General features: G+C 72.2%; 14 protein-coding genes. 5 read left to right on the top strand and 9 right to left on the bottom strand.

Annotated elements, in window-relative coordinates; genetic code table 11:
- Positions 1-106: 106 nt before the first annotated feature.
- The 3 genes from ACZ601_RS18795 to ACZ601_RS18785 form a co-directional block, all read right to left on the bottom strand.
- Positions 107-358 carry a DUF2630 family protein gene (locus ACZ601_RS18795; protein ID WP_469539162.1) on the bottom strand — a complete coding sequence of 84 codons (252 nt, stop codon included), beginning with the start codon at positions 356-358 and terminating at the stop codon, positions 107-109.
- Between the two features lie 62 nt (positions 359-420).
- A complete protein-coding gene (locus tag ACZ601_RS18790; protein ID WP_469539158.1) occupies positions 421-1,404 on the bottom strand; it encodes an NADP-dependent oxidoreductase in 984 nt (327 codons plus the stop codon).
- Between the two features lie 94 nt (positions 1,405-1,498).
- Positions 1,499-2,416 (bottom strand): hypothetical protein, encoded by a 918-nt coding sequence (locus tag ACZ601_RS18785; RefSeq protein ID WP_440578189.1) that lies wholly within the window; start codon positions 2,414-2,416, stop codon positions 1,499-1,501.
- A gap of 142 nt (positions 2,417-2,558) precedes the next feature.
- Between ACZ601_RS18785 and ACZ601_RS18780 the strand changes: the two genes are divergently transcribed.
- Positions 2,559-2,957, top strand: a complete 399-nt coding sequence (locus ACZ601_RS18780; protein WP_469539155.1) for a hypothetical protein — start codon at positions 2,559-2,561, stop codon at positions 2,955-2,957.
- A gap of 128 nt (positions 2,958-3,085) precedes the next feature.
- Complete coding sequence (locus ACZ601_RS18775) at positions 3,086-4,201, top strand: MerR family transcriptional regulator (RefSeq protein WP_469539510.1); 1,116 nt, start codon at positions 3,086-3,088, stop codon at positions 4,199-4,201.
- 140 nt (positions 4,202-4,341) lie between these two features.
- On the opposite strand, the gene ACZ601_RS18770 is transcribed toward ACZ601_RS18775, so the two are convergent.
- The 4 genes from ACZ601_RS18770 to ACZ601_RS18755 form a co-directional block, all read right to left on the bottom strand.
- Positions 4,342-4,764, bottom strand: a complete 423-nt coding sequence (locus ACZ601_RS18770; RefSeq protein ID WP_073733380.1) for a universal stress protein — start codon at positions 4,762-4,764, stop codon at positions 4,342-4,344.
- Between the two features lie 146 nt (positions 4,765-4,910).
- Complete coding sequence (locus tag ACZ601_RS18765) at positions 4,911-5,564, bottom strand: FMN reductase (protein ID WP_469539152.1); 654 nt, start codon at positions 5,562-5,564, stop codon at positions 4,911-4,913.
- 2 nt (positions 5,565-5,566) lie between these two features.
- Positions 5,567-6,679: an LLM class flavin-dependent oxidoreductase gene (locus ACZ601_RS18760; protein ID WP_469539149.1), complete on the bottom strand. Its 1,113-nt coding sequence runs from the start codon at positions 6,677-6,679 to the stop codon at positions 5,567-5,569.
- Between the two features lie 169 nt (positions 6,680-6,848).
- Positions 6,849-7,217: a winged helix-turn-helix transcriptional regulator gene (locus tag ACZ601_RS18755; RefSeq protein ID WP_469539148.1), complete on the bottom strand. Its 369-nt coding sequence runs from the start codon at positions 7,215-7,217 to the stop codon at positions 6,849-6,851.
- A 76-nt stretch (positions 7,218-7,293) separates the two neighbouring features.
- On the opposite strand from ACZ601_RS18755, the gene ACZ601_RS18750 reads away from it, so the two are divergent.
- The 3 genes from ACZ601_RS18750 (at position 7,294) to trpS (ending at position 10,134) form a co-directional block, all read left to right on the top strand.
- Complete coding sequence (locus tag ACZ601_RS18750) at positions 7,294-8,184, top strand: NAD(P)-dependent oxidoreductase (protein ID WP_469539144.1); 891 nt, start codon at positions 7,294-7,296, stop codon at positions 8,182-8,184.
- Positions 8,185-8,253: 69 nt separating this feature from the next.
- Entirely contained in the window at positions 8,254-8,733 is a 480-nt protein-coding gene (locus ACZ601_RS18745) for a hypothetical protein (RefSeq protein WP_440575465.1), read from the top strand.
- A 297-nt stretch (positions 8,734-9,030) separates the two neighbouring features.
- Complete coding sequence (gene trpS, locus ACZ601_RS18740; RefSeq protein ID WP_469539142.1) at positions 9,031-10,134, top strand: tryptophan--tRNA ligase; 1,104 nt, start codon at positions 9,031-9,033, stop codon at positions 10,132-10,134.
- A 73-nt stretch (positions 10,135-10,207) separates the two neighbouring features.
- On the opposite strand, the gene ACZ601_RS18735 is transcribed toward trpS, so the two are convergent.
- Both ACZ601_RS18735 and ACZ601_RS18730 read right to left on the bottom strand, forming a co-directional pair.
- Positions 10,208-10,558: an antibiotic biosynthesis monooxygenase family protein gene (locus ACZ601_RS18735; protein ID WP_469539141.1), complete on the bottom strand. Its 351-nt coding sequence runs from the start codon at positions 10,556-10,558 to the stop codon at positions 10,208-10,210.
- Positions 10,559-10,651: 93 nt separating this feature from the next.
- A complete protein-coding gene (locus ACZ601_RS18730; protein ID WP_469539139.1) occupies positions 10,652-12,661 on the bottom strand; it encodes an NAD-binding protein in 2,010 nt (669 codons plus the stop codon).
- Position 12,662: the final 1 nt, after the last annotated feature.

Raw genomic sequence — 12,662 nt, 5'->3', positions numbered from 1 at the left:
CCGGAACCGGTGCTGGTGTCCGTGTCGGTGCCACTCCCACGACCGGTGCCACTGCCGTTACCGGTGCCACTGTCGGTCAACGCGCCCCCTCGTCGGTGCTCAGCGGTCAGCTGCGGTATCCCTCGACCTCGTCGGCCGGGCGGACCCGGGCCTGTGACGGGTCCTCCCCGAACTCGCTCAGCGCGCGACGCTGCCGCAGCAGGTCCCAGCACTGGTCGAGCCGGACCTCCACCGTACGCAGCCGCTTCTGCTCGTCGGCGGTGAGGCCCGGATCGCGGCCGCCCCGGTCGCGCAGGCTCCGCTCCTCCGCGACGAGTCCGTCGATGCCGCCGATGATGTCGTGCTCCTGCTCGTTCATGGTGTCGTCCTCTTCCTGGGGTTTTCAGCGGTCCGGTTCCTGGGGTCTTCAGCGTCCGGGGTTCAGCGGTGGCCGTGGTGGCGCAGCACGATGACGGTCTTGCCGCGGGCCCCGCCCGTCCGGTTGCGGTCCAGGGCCTGCGGGGCCTTCTCCAGCGGGAGTTCGATGTCGATGGGTACGCGAAGCACTCCTTCCGCCGCGCCCGCCGCCAGGACGTCCAGCAGTACGGGGTTCGGGTCGAGCCGGAAGTCGATGCCGCACACGCCCTCGGGGAGCGCGGCCGCGCCCGCGACGCCCCGGGTGCTGAGCGCGATACCGCCGGCCCTGACCGCCGCGGCGTGGGCGGCGAAGGCCTCCGGGGTGTCGGAGACCAGGTCGGCCAGCGCGTCGATGCCGTCCGGGCAGACGGAGCGCACCGACTCGGCCGCCGGGCCCAGGGTGGTGTCGATCGTCGTGGCGGCGCCCAGCGAGCCCATCCGGGAGCGCTCGTCGCCGCGCACCGCCGCGACGACGCGTAGGTCGCGGGCCCTGGCGAGCTGGGTCAGGCAGCTTCCGACACCGCCCGCCGCGCCGATGACCAGCAGGCTCTCGTGGCCGCGCAGCACCACCGTCTCCAGGATCTGCGCGGCCGCCATCCCGGCCGAGGGCAGCGCGGCGGCGGTCCTGGCGTCCAGACCGAGCGGGACGAGCGTGATCGCGGCGTCCTGCGGGACACAGACGTAGTCGCAGTACGTACCGGCGCCGGCCGGCGGCCCGGTCCGGCCGAAGACCCGGTCACCGACCCGGAAGCGGTTGTCGCCGCCGCCGATCATGTCCACCCGGCCCGCGAAGTCCACGCCGACGACGAACGGGAACACGGGCGGGGCCATGAACGGGAACACGGGCGGGGCCTGCCCGTCCGGGGAGCCGTCGGCCGTCTGCCAGTCGGAGGGGTTGAGGGAGGCGTATTCGACCCGCACGCGTACCTCGCCCGGTGCCGGTTCCGGCTTCGGGAGCTCCACCAGCGCGGGGTAGGACCGGAACGCGCCGACGGCGATGGCTCGCATGCGGAACACCTTCCAGTCGCCCCCGGCAGTGCACGCAACCCACTCTTCCCCGGCCCGCCCGCACCCGCACGTCGGCGCCCACGGGGCGCATCCGTCACACGTCGGGCGGCGGCACAGGCGTCACAGGTGGCGCGGGCGGCAGCACCCGCTGGGCCCAGATCCGTGCCGCGACCGCGCACACCGCCAGGGCCAGCCCCGTACCGAAGACGATCCACACCGTGGTGCGCAGGGAGGCCGTCAGCGCGTCGTAGACCGCGGCCGCCCCGTCCGTCTCGTTGCCCGGCACCTCGGCCAGCACCCGGTTGCGGGCGTAGGCGAGCGCCCCGCGCAGCAGCAGCGCGCCGGCCGCGAAGCCGGTACCGGCGACGGCGGTGGCGGCCAGCGCGGCGAGCGCGGAGCCCCGGCGGCCGGGCCCGCCGCGCACCCAGGCCAGGACCACGGCCAGCAGGGCGAACACCAGCGTGCCGACGGCGGGCCAGATGCTCGCGGCGCGCAGCCACCGGAAGCTCTGCCGCAGCTGGTCGGCCCGGTCGGCGGAGACGATCTGGATGTCCGTGTGCTCGATGGGGATGCGGTCGGCGAACGGCACCCCGTTGTCCAGCAGGTTCTGCTTCACCTGTTCCGTCACGGGGGCCAGGTCGATGGTGACGCTCTCGCCGCTGCCGCCGTCCAGTGCGGCGGTGACGGCCTCGTGGGCGGTGCGGTTGGCGGCGTTCCAGGCGGCCTGGAAGGCGTCGGTGGTGGTGAAGGACCGCACGGCCTGGTGCAGGAAGCCGCGCACGGTGTCCCCGAGCGGACCGACGTCGATCTGTTTCATCGCCTCGTCGGTGATCAGGTCGGCCACGGTGTTCTGCACATCGGGGTCGGAGGCGAGCGGCGCCACGGCGGCGACGTAGCGGTCGGTGTCGTCGATCTCCAGATCGACCCAGGCGGAGAGCGCGCTCAGCGGCACCAGGACGGCGAGCAGCACCAGGAGTACCGCCGAGAGTGCCGTCGAGAAGTAGGTCCGCACCTCACCAGGGAATCCCGGATGCGCCGGGAACGCTCGGGCCATGAGCCATTCGAGTTGCCGGGAGGCGCGACCAGGTGTGCTCTGGAGGGAGACAGAGGGGGACGGAAATGGACAGCGGGGGCGACGGAAGGAGCTTCCCGTCATGGCCGCACATGCTTCTGTGCAGGCACGCGGAGTGCGAGCGCGTGCCCAGCACCGGTCCACCACCAGCTGGGCGCTGCCCGTCACGCTCGGGGTGGTCCTCGGCTGGTACGCGACGTCCATCGTCCGGGGCGGCGGTGTGCTCACCGGCGGGCAGCTCGCCCTCGGACTGATCTCCGGCGCTGTTCTCGCCGTCCTCTGCTTCGGACTGGGCCGGGTACAGAAGCGGCTGCCGGTCGAGCAGGCGGCGGCGGCCTACGGAGTCCTCTTCGGCGGCTCGATCGGCTTCCTCTACAGCCTGTCCGGCAAGAGCGTGCTCGCGGCCTCCGTGCTGGGGCTGCTGACCGGGGCGGCCATGCTGGCGGCCTCGTTCTACGCCTTCTACACCCGCCGCAGCTGAGGGCGCGCCCGCCACGCCCCTCCGCCGTGTCCTGCGTCTACGATCCTTGACCTTCTCCGCGGGGGAAGGCCAAGGATCGGCGTGCCGGGCGAGCACCGCCCGGTATGAGGAGGCACGAGGTGCACGAGGTGACGGACCAGGGGCACGGGCGGCCGCCCGAAGCGGCACTGATCACGATCGGGGCGTTCGCCCGGCTCTCCCGGCTGTCCGCCAAGGCGCTGCGCCGCTACGACGAGCTGGGCCTGCTGGAGCCCGCCCTGGTCGACCCGGTGAACGGCTACCGGTACTACGACCCGGCGCAGGCGCGGACGGCCCGGCTGGTGGCCTGGCTCCGCCGGATCGGCATGCCGCTCGCCCGGATCACGGAGGTGATCGCGCTGGACGACGGCGCGGCCGCCGCCGCGATCCGGGGGTACTGGGCGCAGGTCGAGGCAGAAACGGCGGCCCGGCGCGATCTCGCGGCCTTCCTCATCGACCAGCTGTCGACGGAGGAAGTTATGACTCAGGTGGGAACGCTCGGAATCCGGTACGCGGCACGCACGGAGACCGGTGCGGTGCGGGAGACCAACCAGGACGCGGTGTACGCCGGTGCCCGGCTGCTCGCGGTCGCCGACGGCTTCGGCGCGGGCGGTGCGGGGGCGAGCACGGCGGCGATCGAGGCCCTGAAACCGGTGGCGCGGGGCGCGGTACCGGCCGCGGGGCTGCTGAACCTCCTGCACGACGCGGCGGAGCAGGCCGCGCAGGCGGTGCGGGACGCGCTCGCGGGCAGCGCGGGAAGCGGAACGCCCGACGAGTCGGGGACCACGCTGACCGCGCTGATGTGGACGGGCGCGCAGCTGGGGCTCGTGCACATCGGGGACTCGCGGGCGTATCTGCTGCGCGGGGGCGAGCTGTTCCGGATCACGCACGATCACAGCCTGGTCCAGTCGATGATCGACGACGGTTCGCTCACCGAGGAGGAGGCCGTCTCGCACCCGCAGCGGGCGCTGCTGCTCAAGGCGCTGGGCGGCGGCGGACCGGCCGGCTCCGGACCCGATCTGGACGTGCGGGACGCCCGCCCCGGTGACCGCTACCTGCTCTGCTCCGACGGGATCTCGGCGGTCGTGGCCGGTACGGAACTGGCCCGGGTGCTGGCCGGGGCGGACGGCCCCGGCACGGCGGTGCGCGAGCTGCTCGGACTGGCCGCCGCTGCGGGCGCCCCCGACAACGCGGCGTGCGCGGTGGCGGACGTGGTGGCGCTGTGACGGTACGGGGCGGGGCCGTGGGGTCGTGACGGCGTTACGGGGCGGGCCCGCGCGGTCGTGATGACCGTGCGGGCCCGCCCCGTACTCGCGCCGCGTCGGGCGTCAGCCGCGCGGGCACCGTCCGCGTCGGGCGTCGGGCGTCAGCTGCGGACCACCGTCACCGGGCACGCCGCGTGCTGGGTGACGTGCAGGCTGACCGAGCCGAGCAGGGTGGCCTTGAAGCCGCTGTATCCGCGCGCGCCGACCACCAGCAGGTTCGCGCCCTCGGCCCGGTCCAGCAGGGACTGCGCCGGGTTGCCGATCACCACGACCTTGCTGATCGCGGCGGCCCCCACGGCGCCGAGCGCCTCCTCCAGCGCCTCGGTGAGCGAGACGGTGGCCATGGCCTGCGGGTCGAAGTCCTCCGGCAGGCCCGGCATCATGGACGCCCAGCTGGTGGCGGGGTACTCCCAGCTGTTGACGGCCTCGACCGTGTCACCGGTCAGCTCCGCCTGGCGTACGGCCCAGTGCAGTGCCTTGATCGACGACTCTGAGCCGTCAACGCCCACCACGATCCTGCCCATCTCTGCCTCCAGCTCGGTTCGGCTCGGTTGCTCGTTGCTCGTTGCTCGTTGCTCGGTTGTACGGGGGTGCGCCGTGCGGCTGCCGCGTGGCGCACCCTCCCGCCCAACTGTAGTCAAACCGGACGAAACCACAGCGCTCGGGCCGGTCAGGCCTGCCCGAGACCGGCGAGCTGCTGCTCGAACGGGACCACCTCGTCGTCCACGCCGAGGGCCCTGGACGCCCCGGAGACGGCCCGCCCGCCGGTGATCGCGCTCGCCAGCTCGCCGCCCGCGCGCCGGATCCGGGCCGGCAGGCCGTCGGCGTACTCATCGCCCGAAGAGCCCCAGTCCTCCGACGCCGCGTACACCGACGTCGGCAGCGTGACGGCCCGCAGATAGGCGAAGAGCGGGCGCATGGCGTGCTCCAGCACCAGCGAGTGCCGGGCGGTGCCGCCGGTCGCGGCGACGACGACGGGCTTCCCGGTCAGCGCGGTGTTCTCGACCAGGTCGAAGAACGACTTGAACAGTCCGCTGTAGGAGGCGGTGAAGACCGGGCTGACGGCGATCAGCCCGTCCGACCCCGTCACCGCGCCGATCGCTTCCTCCAGCGCGGCCGAGGGGAACCCGGTCACCAGGTGGTTGGCGATCTCGACGGCCAGGTCGCGCAGCTCGATCACCCGGATCTCGACCGGGCGGTCCTGCTCGGCGTCCAGCCGCTCCCGGGCGGCCCCGGCCAGCCGCTCGGCCAGCAGCCGGGTCGAGGACGGGCTGCTCAGCCCGGCCGAGACGGCGACGATCCTCAGTGGTTCGGTGGCGAACACGGTCAGCTCTCCTTCGCGACGGCAGGGGCGGTGGTAGTTGCGGCGGTGGCGGCGAGAACCGCCGGGTGCAGGGGCGCGGACTCGGGGACCCCGGCCGGCCGCAGGGCGGCGAACTCCTTGCGCAGCACCGGTACGACCTCCTCGCCGAGGATGTCGAGCTGCTCCAGGACGGTCTTCAGCGGCAGCCCCGCGTGGTCCATCAGGAACAGCTGGCGCTGGTAGTCGCCGACGGTGTCCCGGAAGGACAGCGTCCGCTCGATGACCTCCTGCGGGGAGCCGACGGTCAGCGGCGTCTGCTGGGTGAAGTCCTCCATCGAGGGGCCGTGCCCGTAGACCGGCGCGTTGTCGAAGTACGGGCGGAACTCCCGTACCGCGTCCTGCGAGTTCTTCCGCATGAAGACCTGGCCGCCGAGTCCGACGATGGCCTGCTCTGCGGTGCCGTGCCCGTAGTGGGCGTAGCGCTGCCGGTAGAGGTTCACCATCTTCGCGGTGTGCTCGATGGGCCAGAAGATGTTGTTGTGGAAGAAGCCGTCGCCGTAGTACGCGGCCTGCTCGGCGATCTCCGGGGAGCGGATCGAGCCGTGCCAGACGAACGGCGGCACACCGTCCAGCGGGCGCGGGGTCGCGGTGAAGGACTGCAGCGGGGTACGGAACTTCCCCTCCCAGTCGACGACGTCCTCGCGCCACAGCTTGTGCAGCAGGGCGTAGTTCTCGATGGCGAGCGGCATGCCCTGGCGGATGTCCTTGCCGAACCAGGGGTAGACCGGCCCGGTGTTCCCCCGGCCCATCATCAGGTCGACGCGGCCGTCGGCGAGGTGCTGGAGCGTGGCGTAGTCCTCGGCGATCTTCACCGGGTCGTTGGTGGTGATCAGCGTCGTGGACGTGGACAGGATCAGGTTCTCGGTGCGGGCGGCGATGTAGCCGAGGGTGGTCGTGGGGGAGGACGGGACGAACGGCGGGTTGTGGTGCTCGCCGGTCGCGAAGACGTCGAGGCCGACCTCCTCCGCCTTCCGCGCGATGGCGACCGTGTTCTTGATCCGCTCGTGCTCGCTCGGCGTCCGGCCGGTCGTCGGGTCGGTGGTGACGTCCCCGACGGTGAAGATCCCGAACTGCATGGCGCCCGCCTCCAATATTGTTGAACGTTGAACTATGTGAACACACCCTACAACGGAGTGCCCCACCTCCCTATTCCACGGGATCGAACGGGTTCCAGCCATCGCACACGGACGGTCGCGAAGAGCTACGAGCGGCTACGGACGGCTGCGCTCAAGCGGGATGCCGGTATCAGGACCGCTCGCCGGTGCTTTCGGCGTGCTGCGGGTGCTGTGGGTCCCCGCCGAGCAGGTGTTCCCTGCCCCAGGCCCCGAGCGGAGCCAGTGCCGCGTTCAGGGACGTGCCGAGCGGGGTGAGGCCGTACGTGACGCGGCGCACCGCTCCCTCGAAGGCCTCCTCGCGGGAGACGATGCCCGCCGCCTCCAGCTCCCGCAGATGCGAGGCGAGGACCTTCTCCGTGACGCCGGGAAGCGCGCGCCGCAGCTCACCGAACCGGCAGGGTTCGACGTCCAGCGCCCACAGGATGAGCACCTTCCACTTGCCGCCGACCACGTCGATCGCCGCGTCGATGCCGCACACGTAGCTGTCTCGCCGGGTCACCCACTGAGTTTAGGGTAACCACCCACAAAATAGTGCGTACTTGATCGCCTCACGGGCGGATACGAGCCTGTGGGACATGGACCACGACACCTCTTCCCAAGCCCCTGTCACCCTCCTCGGTCTCGGTGACATGGGCACCGCCCTCGCCCGCGCCTGGCTGGCCGCCGGGCACCCGCTGACCGTCTGGAACCGCACACCGGCCAGGGCCGACGCGCTGACCCGCGAGGGCGCCCGCACGGCGCCCACCCCGGCCGCCGCGATCGCCTCGGCCACCGGGCCCGTGGTGCTCTGCCTGCTGGACGACACTTCCGTGGCCGAAGTCCTGGACGGCGTCGACCTCGGCGGCAAGGACCTCGTCAACCTGACCACCAGCACCCCGGAACAGGCCCGTGAGCTGGCCCGCCGGACCGAGGTGCGCGGGGCCCGCTTCCTGGACGGCGGGATCATGGCCGTACCCCCGATGATCGGCCGCCCGGAGACCGGCGGCTACGTCTTCTACAGCGGTGACCACGCGCTGTTCGAGCGCCACCGCGCAACGCTGGAGGCCCCCGCCGGGGCGAAGTTCACCGGCGGCGACCCCGGGCACGCGGCGCTGCACGATGTCGCCCTGCTCAGCGCGATGACCGGCATGTTCGCGGGTATCGCGCACGCCTTCGCCCTGGTGGACGGCGAGAAGGACCTCGACCGGACCGCGTTCGCCGCCCTGCTCACGGACTGGCTGCGCGCCATGACCGGCTCGGCCCAGGCGATGGCCGCCCAGCTGGAGAGCGGCGACTACACGGAAGGGGTCGCCTCCAACCTCGCCATGATGGCGGCGGCCAACGACACCCTCCTGGCCACGGCGGCGGGCCAGTCGGTCGACCCCCGGCTCCTCACCCCGTACATGGACCTGATGCGCCGCCGCGTGGCCCAGGGCCACGGCGACGAGGGCCTGGCGGGGACGGTCGGGCTGCTGCGGAGTGCGTGAGGGGGACTGATTCCGCGCCACTCGTGCGGGCGATAGCCGGAGCAGGACTTTCGAAGTACTTTCAAAGTCATGAGCAATCAGAGCGCTGCCGTGAACTTCTCCGAGCTGGTGAACAAGAACAAGCAGACCCTTGCCCGGCTGGACGAGTCACCACAGCTGTTGCTGCACCGCAGGGACGGCGAGGATCTGGTCCTCACCACGGCGGTACGGGCCGAACAGGACCGGAGCGTGGTGTCGGCGGCCACCCGGATGCTCGCCGCCATGGCGCGACGCGAGCCCGGCAGCATGGAGTTGCTCCTGGACATACTGCCGGACGCGTTCCCCTGGGTCCGGTTCCTGCCTGAACCCGATGTCCACGCATTCGCCGTCGAACTGGTCGACACCATGCGCGCCGCCGACTCGATCGGCAACAGCGCTTCAGTCGCCCAGATGCTCACCGCGTGGCAGCACAGCGCCGAGGTCCACTCCGACCCCGAACTGCTGGCCGCGTTGACCAGGGACCACGAGGAGGACTACGGCCAGGCGCCCGACCCGCGGGAGCTCGCATGACTGCGGGTCGCGGCGACCGGGCAGCGCCTCCCGCGCCGGAAGGGCAGTGGGAAGTCCGCTTCGCCGACGCGGTGGCGAGAAGTGCCGTGACGCGGGGGTTATGGCGCGTTACCATCGCGCCATGACCTCCGTACCGTGCCGGAACTGGTGGCGCTCCTTCTAGGAGCGGCCACCTCTTCTGCGCGGGACCAGGGCCGTTCGATACGGACGGCCCTTTTTCTCTGCCCTCTTCCGGTACGGGCTTCCCGCCCGGTGGGCCGTCCTCCACGCACACACCGACGCGAGGAGAGACCACTCATGACCATGACCACGGTCACTGCCCCGACCACGATCACGGCCACGCCCGCGGCCGACGCCGACGCCGCACCGGACATCGCGCTGGAGGACCGGATCCGGCGGTACCCGGAGAGATTCCGGGTCCTGACCGGCGACCGGCCCACCGGGGCGCTGCACCTCGGGCACTACTTCGGCACGCTCCACAACCGGGTGCGGCTCCAGGATCTCGGGGTGGAGACGTTCATCGTCATTCCGGACTACCAGGTGCTGACCGACCGGGACGTGGCCGAGCGGCTCACCGCGACCATGGAGGGGCTGCTGCTGGACTACCTGGCCGTCGGCATCGACCCGGAACGCTCGGTGATCTTCAACCACAGCGCCGTGCCCGCGCTCAACCAGCTGATGCTGCCGTTCCTGAGCCTGGTCTCGGTCGCGGAACTCGGCCGCAACCCCACGGTCAAGGACGAGATCGCGCACTCCCGGCAGGACTCCGTCAGCGGGCTGATGTTCACCTACCCGGTCCATCAGGCGGCCGACATCCTGTTCTGCAAGGGCAACCTGGTGCCGGTCGGCAAGGACCAGCTGCCGCACCTCGAAGTGGCCCGGACCGTCGCCAGGCGGTTCAACGAGCGGTACGGTCACGTCTTCCCGGAACCCGAGGCGCTGCTCTCCGCCGTGCCGCAGCTGCTCGGTACCGACGGCACCAAGATGAGCAAGAGCCGCGCCAACTCCATCGCGCTCGGCGCCGATGCGGACGAGACGGCCCGCCTGGTCAAGGGCGCCACCACGGACGCGGAGCGGCACATCACCTACGACCCCGAGGGGCGGCCCGGCGTGTCCGGACTGGTGCTGCTGGCCGCCCTCTGCCTCGACCGCGATCCGCACACCGTGGCCGAGGAGATCGGCGGCGGGGGCGCGGCCGACCTGAAGCGGACGGTGACCGACGCGGTCAACACCCGGCTGGCCCCGATCCGCGCCCGACGGGCCGAGTACGCACGGGACATGGGATACGTACGGTCCGTGCTGCGGGCAGGCAACGAGCGCGCCAACGCCATCGCCGACGCGACTCTGACGCAGGTGCGGGAGGTAATGGGGGCCTTGGCCGGGACGCGTACCGCGGGGTGAGCCATGAGCGCCGTCGGCTGGGACGGCCCGCGGGCCGGCCGCCTCGGCCGACGGCGTCAGGCGGGCTGCCGTGTCATACGTCGACCTGCTCGAAGATGTGCGGGTACGACACGACATCGTCGGGGAACTCGGCCGCCATGCGCTGGAACTCCGGACTGCCGAACGCCGTGGCGAGCGCCTCCGTCGACTCCCAGACCGCGACGTTCATCAGCAGCCGGCTGTCCCCCGTCCCCCGGTGCATCCGCAGGGAGACGAATCCCGGCTGAGCCTTCATGAACTCCACCTGCCTCCTGAAGAGGGGCAGGAAAGCCTCCGCGCTCTCCTCCGGGACCAGGAAGGTGTTGGCCAGGACGATGGGCCCGGTCTTCTCCCTGAACTGCGCCAACATCGGCGTGTGCGGGTCGAGACTCTGCAGGTTGAGCATCTTCTGCGCTTCCCCTCACCATGGGTGGGTGAGCAAGATTACGCGGGTCGCGGGCGGCGGTGAGGGGCCTCGACGGGCCCGGGGGCCTCGGTGTCAGCGGTTCGTCAACGAGCTCCGCCTGCGCAGCAGTTCGGCGAGACCGCGTCGGGTGGCGGCGATGACCACCCGGTCGGTGGGCTGGAGTACGTAACCGGGGTGCAGGTTCCACACGAGGCCGCCGGGCCGCTGCTCCGCGCCGGTGCCGGTGCCCGGTGCCTGCGGGGGCGGGACGGGCGCCGCCAGGTCCGGGCGGCGGTCGGCGGGCGGGGCGACGTCCAGGGCGAGGACCCGCCAGGCGCCGGAGCGGAACGCCTGCTCCACCGTCCGGCCCTCCAACTGCGGGTGCCCGGCCACCTCGACCGCGGCGAACAGCATCACCTTCCGCTCGACCGGCACCGCGCCCAGGATCTGCCGGCCCATCATGGCGACCGCGAACGAGGGCGCGGCCAGATGGGAGACCGAGCGGGATCGGGTCAGCGCCTGCGGGTGGGCGGTGCGCAGGGTGCGGTAGACGGCGGTGGCGAACTCGTCGTCGAACAGGCGCAGCGTCACCCGCAGGTTCGGCTTGACCGAGCGGGCGTACAGCGCGGCTTCCAGGTTGGTGGTGTCGATGCTGGTCAGGGCGAGCAGGGCGCGGGAACGCCGGATCTTCGCCGCCTCCAGCACGCCTTCCTGCGTGACGTCCCCGATGACCACCGGCACGTGCAGCCGCCGGGCCACCGGAATGCCGCGCGCGTCCGGGTCGTCCTCCACGCAGACCACCGGGATGCCGAGTTCGCGCAGCTGGACCAGGACGCGGGTGCCGATCTTGCCGAGGCCCAGCAGCACCACGTGTCCGGACAGTCCGCGCGGCGGACGGCGCAGCGAGGAGGCGGTGCGGAGCGATCCGAAGGCCTCCAGCACCCCAGCCACCAGCAGCGGCAGCAGCATCAACCCGGCGACACCGGACAGGATTTGAATGACCTGACGGGCCGTGGGGTCACCGATGGCCGGGTCGCCCATGGCGAACAGGTCGAGCAGGGTCAGATACGCGGCGTGCAGCGGCTTGTCCCCGGTGGTGAACGTGGACGCCACCGCGAGCCCGAGGACGGCCGTGCCGACACCCAGCGCCGACCAGCGCAGCCGGCGCGAGAAGAACTGGCTCAGCGGGGCGCTCCTGCCACCCATCCGCCGCGTCCGCGCGTTCGCGCCGTTCCGGCTGACGGCCTCCAGGACGATGGTGCCGCGCCCGGTCGCCGCCGCCACCTCGGTCTGGTCGGGCAGCAGCCGGGGGCCCTCGTCGCCGCTGCTGTCGGAGCCCTCGGTGCCCGCCGGGTCGTGGGTGGTGGAGGAGAGCAGGGCCAGCGTGCACAGGCCCGGGTCCGCGACCTGGCCGTCGCGGGGCGGGGTGCGTTCGGCCGCCCTCAGGAGCAGGCCCTCCGCCTGGATCACCTTGCTGGATCCGGCGAGCGCGGTCGCCGCGAGGGCGGGGGCGGCGGTGTCCGCGTCGGACAGGACGGTGGTGGAGGCGTCCAGCGCGGTGTGGTCGAGCCCCGGAGAGGCGACGGCGGCCGCCTGGTCGAGCAGGGCCTCCAGATGCTGGCCGAGCTTGCGGTTGTAGAGCCGGATCACCAGCCGGACACGGGGGTTGAGCCGGCGGGCGGTCAGCGCGGCGCGGATGTTGCGCTCGTCGTCGTCGTAGACCAGGGCGAGCGCGGCGGCCGTGTCGACACCGGCCTCCTCCAGTGCCTCGTCGGACGGCTCGTGCGCCTGGAGGATGCGCACCGCCTCCACCCCGGCGTTGGTGTCGCTGTCGGGGTTACCGCCGCCGTTCCCGCCGTTGCGGCTCATCGCCGACGACATCCGGCCGAACAGGGCCGCCGCCCGCCCGCGCCCGGTCAGCGCCACCTCCGGCCGGCTCGGATCGGGCCCCGGCGGCAGGACGAGGGTGACCCGCTCCCCGTAGACGTAGCGCAGTTCCACGGCGAGCCGCTGGGCGAGCGCGTCGTCACCGCAGACGACCATGTGGCCGGAGAACGGGGAGCGTTGGGGCTGCTGCGGGAGTGGGGTCACATGACCCAGCATG

This window comes from Streptomyces sp. NPDC104307 (assembly GCF_055584045.1).
Note: the sequence above shows the minus strand (reverse complement) of the source record. Positions and strands in the feature narration are given on the sequence as shown.

Excerpts from the sequence above, each read along its gene's own strand:
- ACZ601_RS18795 (WP_469539162.1), bottom strand. The coding sequence starts at position 358 with ATGAACGAGCAGGAGCACGACATCATCGGCGGCATCGACGGACTCGTC.
- ACZ601_RS18790 (WP_469539158.1), bottom strand. The coding sequence starts at position 1,404 with ATGCGAGCCATCGCCGTCGGCGCGTTCCGGTCCTACCCCGCGCTGGTG.
- ACZ601_RS18780 (WP_469539155.1), top strand. The coding sequence starts at position 2,559 with ATGGCCGCACATGCTTCTGTGCAGGCACGCGGAGTGCGAGCGCGTGCC.
- ACZ601_RS18770 (WP_073733380.1), bottom strand. The coding sequence starts at position 4,764 with ATGGGCAGGATCGTGGTGGGCGTTGACGGCTCAGAGTCGTCGATCAAG.
- ACZ601_RS18760 (WP_469539149.1), bottom strand. The coding sequence starts at position 6,679 with ATGCAGTTCGGGATCTTCACCGTCGGGGACGTCACCACCGACCCGACG.
- ACZ601_RS18750 (WP_469539144.1), top strand. The coding sequence starts at position 7,294 with ATGGACCACGACACCTCTTCCCAAGCCCCTGTCACCCTCCTCGGTCTC.
- ACZ601_RS18745 (WP_440575465.1), top strand. The coding sequence starts at position 8,254 with ATGAGCAATCAGAGCGCTGCCGTGAACTTCTCCGAGCTGGTGAACAAG.
- trpS (WP_469539142.1), top strand. The coding sequence starts at position 9,031 with ATGACCATGACCACGGTCACTGCCCCGACCACGATCACGGCCACGCCC.
- ACZ601_RS18735 (WP_469539141.1), bottom strand. The coding sequence starts at position 10,558 with ATGCTCAACCTGCAGAGTCTCGACCCGCACACGCCGATGTTGGCGCAG.
- ACZ601_RS18730 (WP_469539139.1), bottom strand. The coding sequence starts at position 12,661 with ATGCTGGGTCATGTGACCCCACTCCCGCAGCAGCCCCAACGCTCCCCG.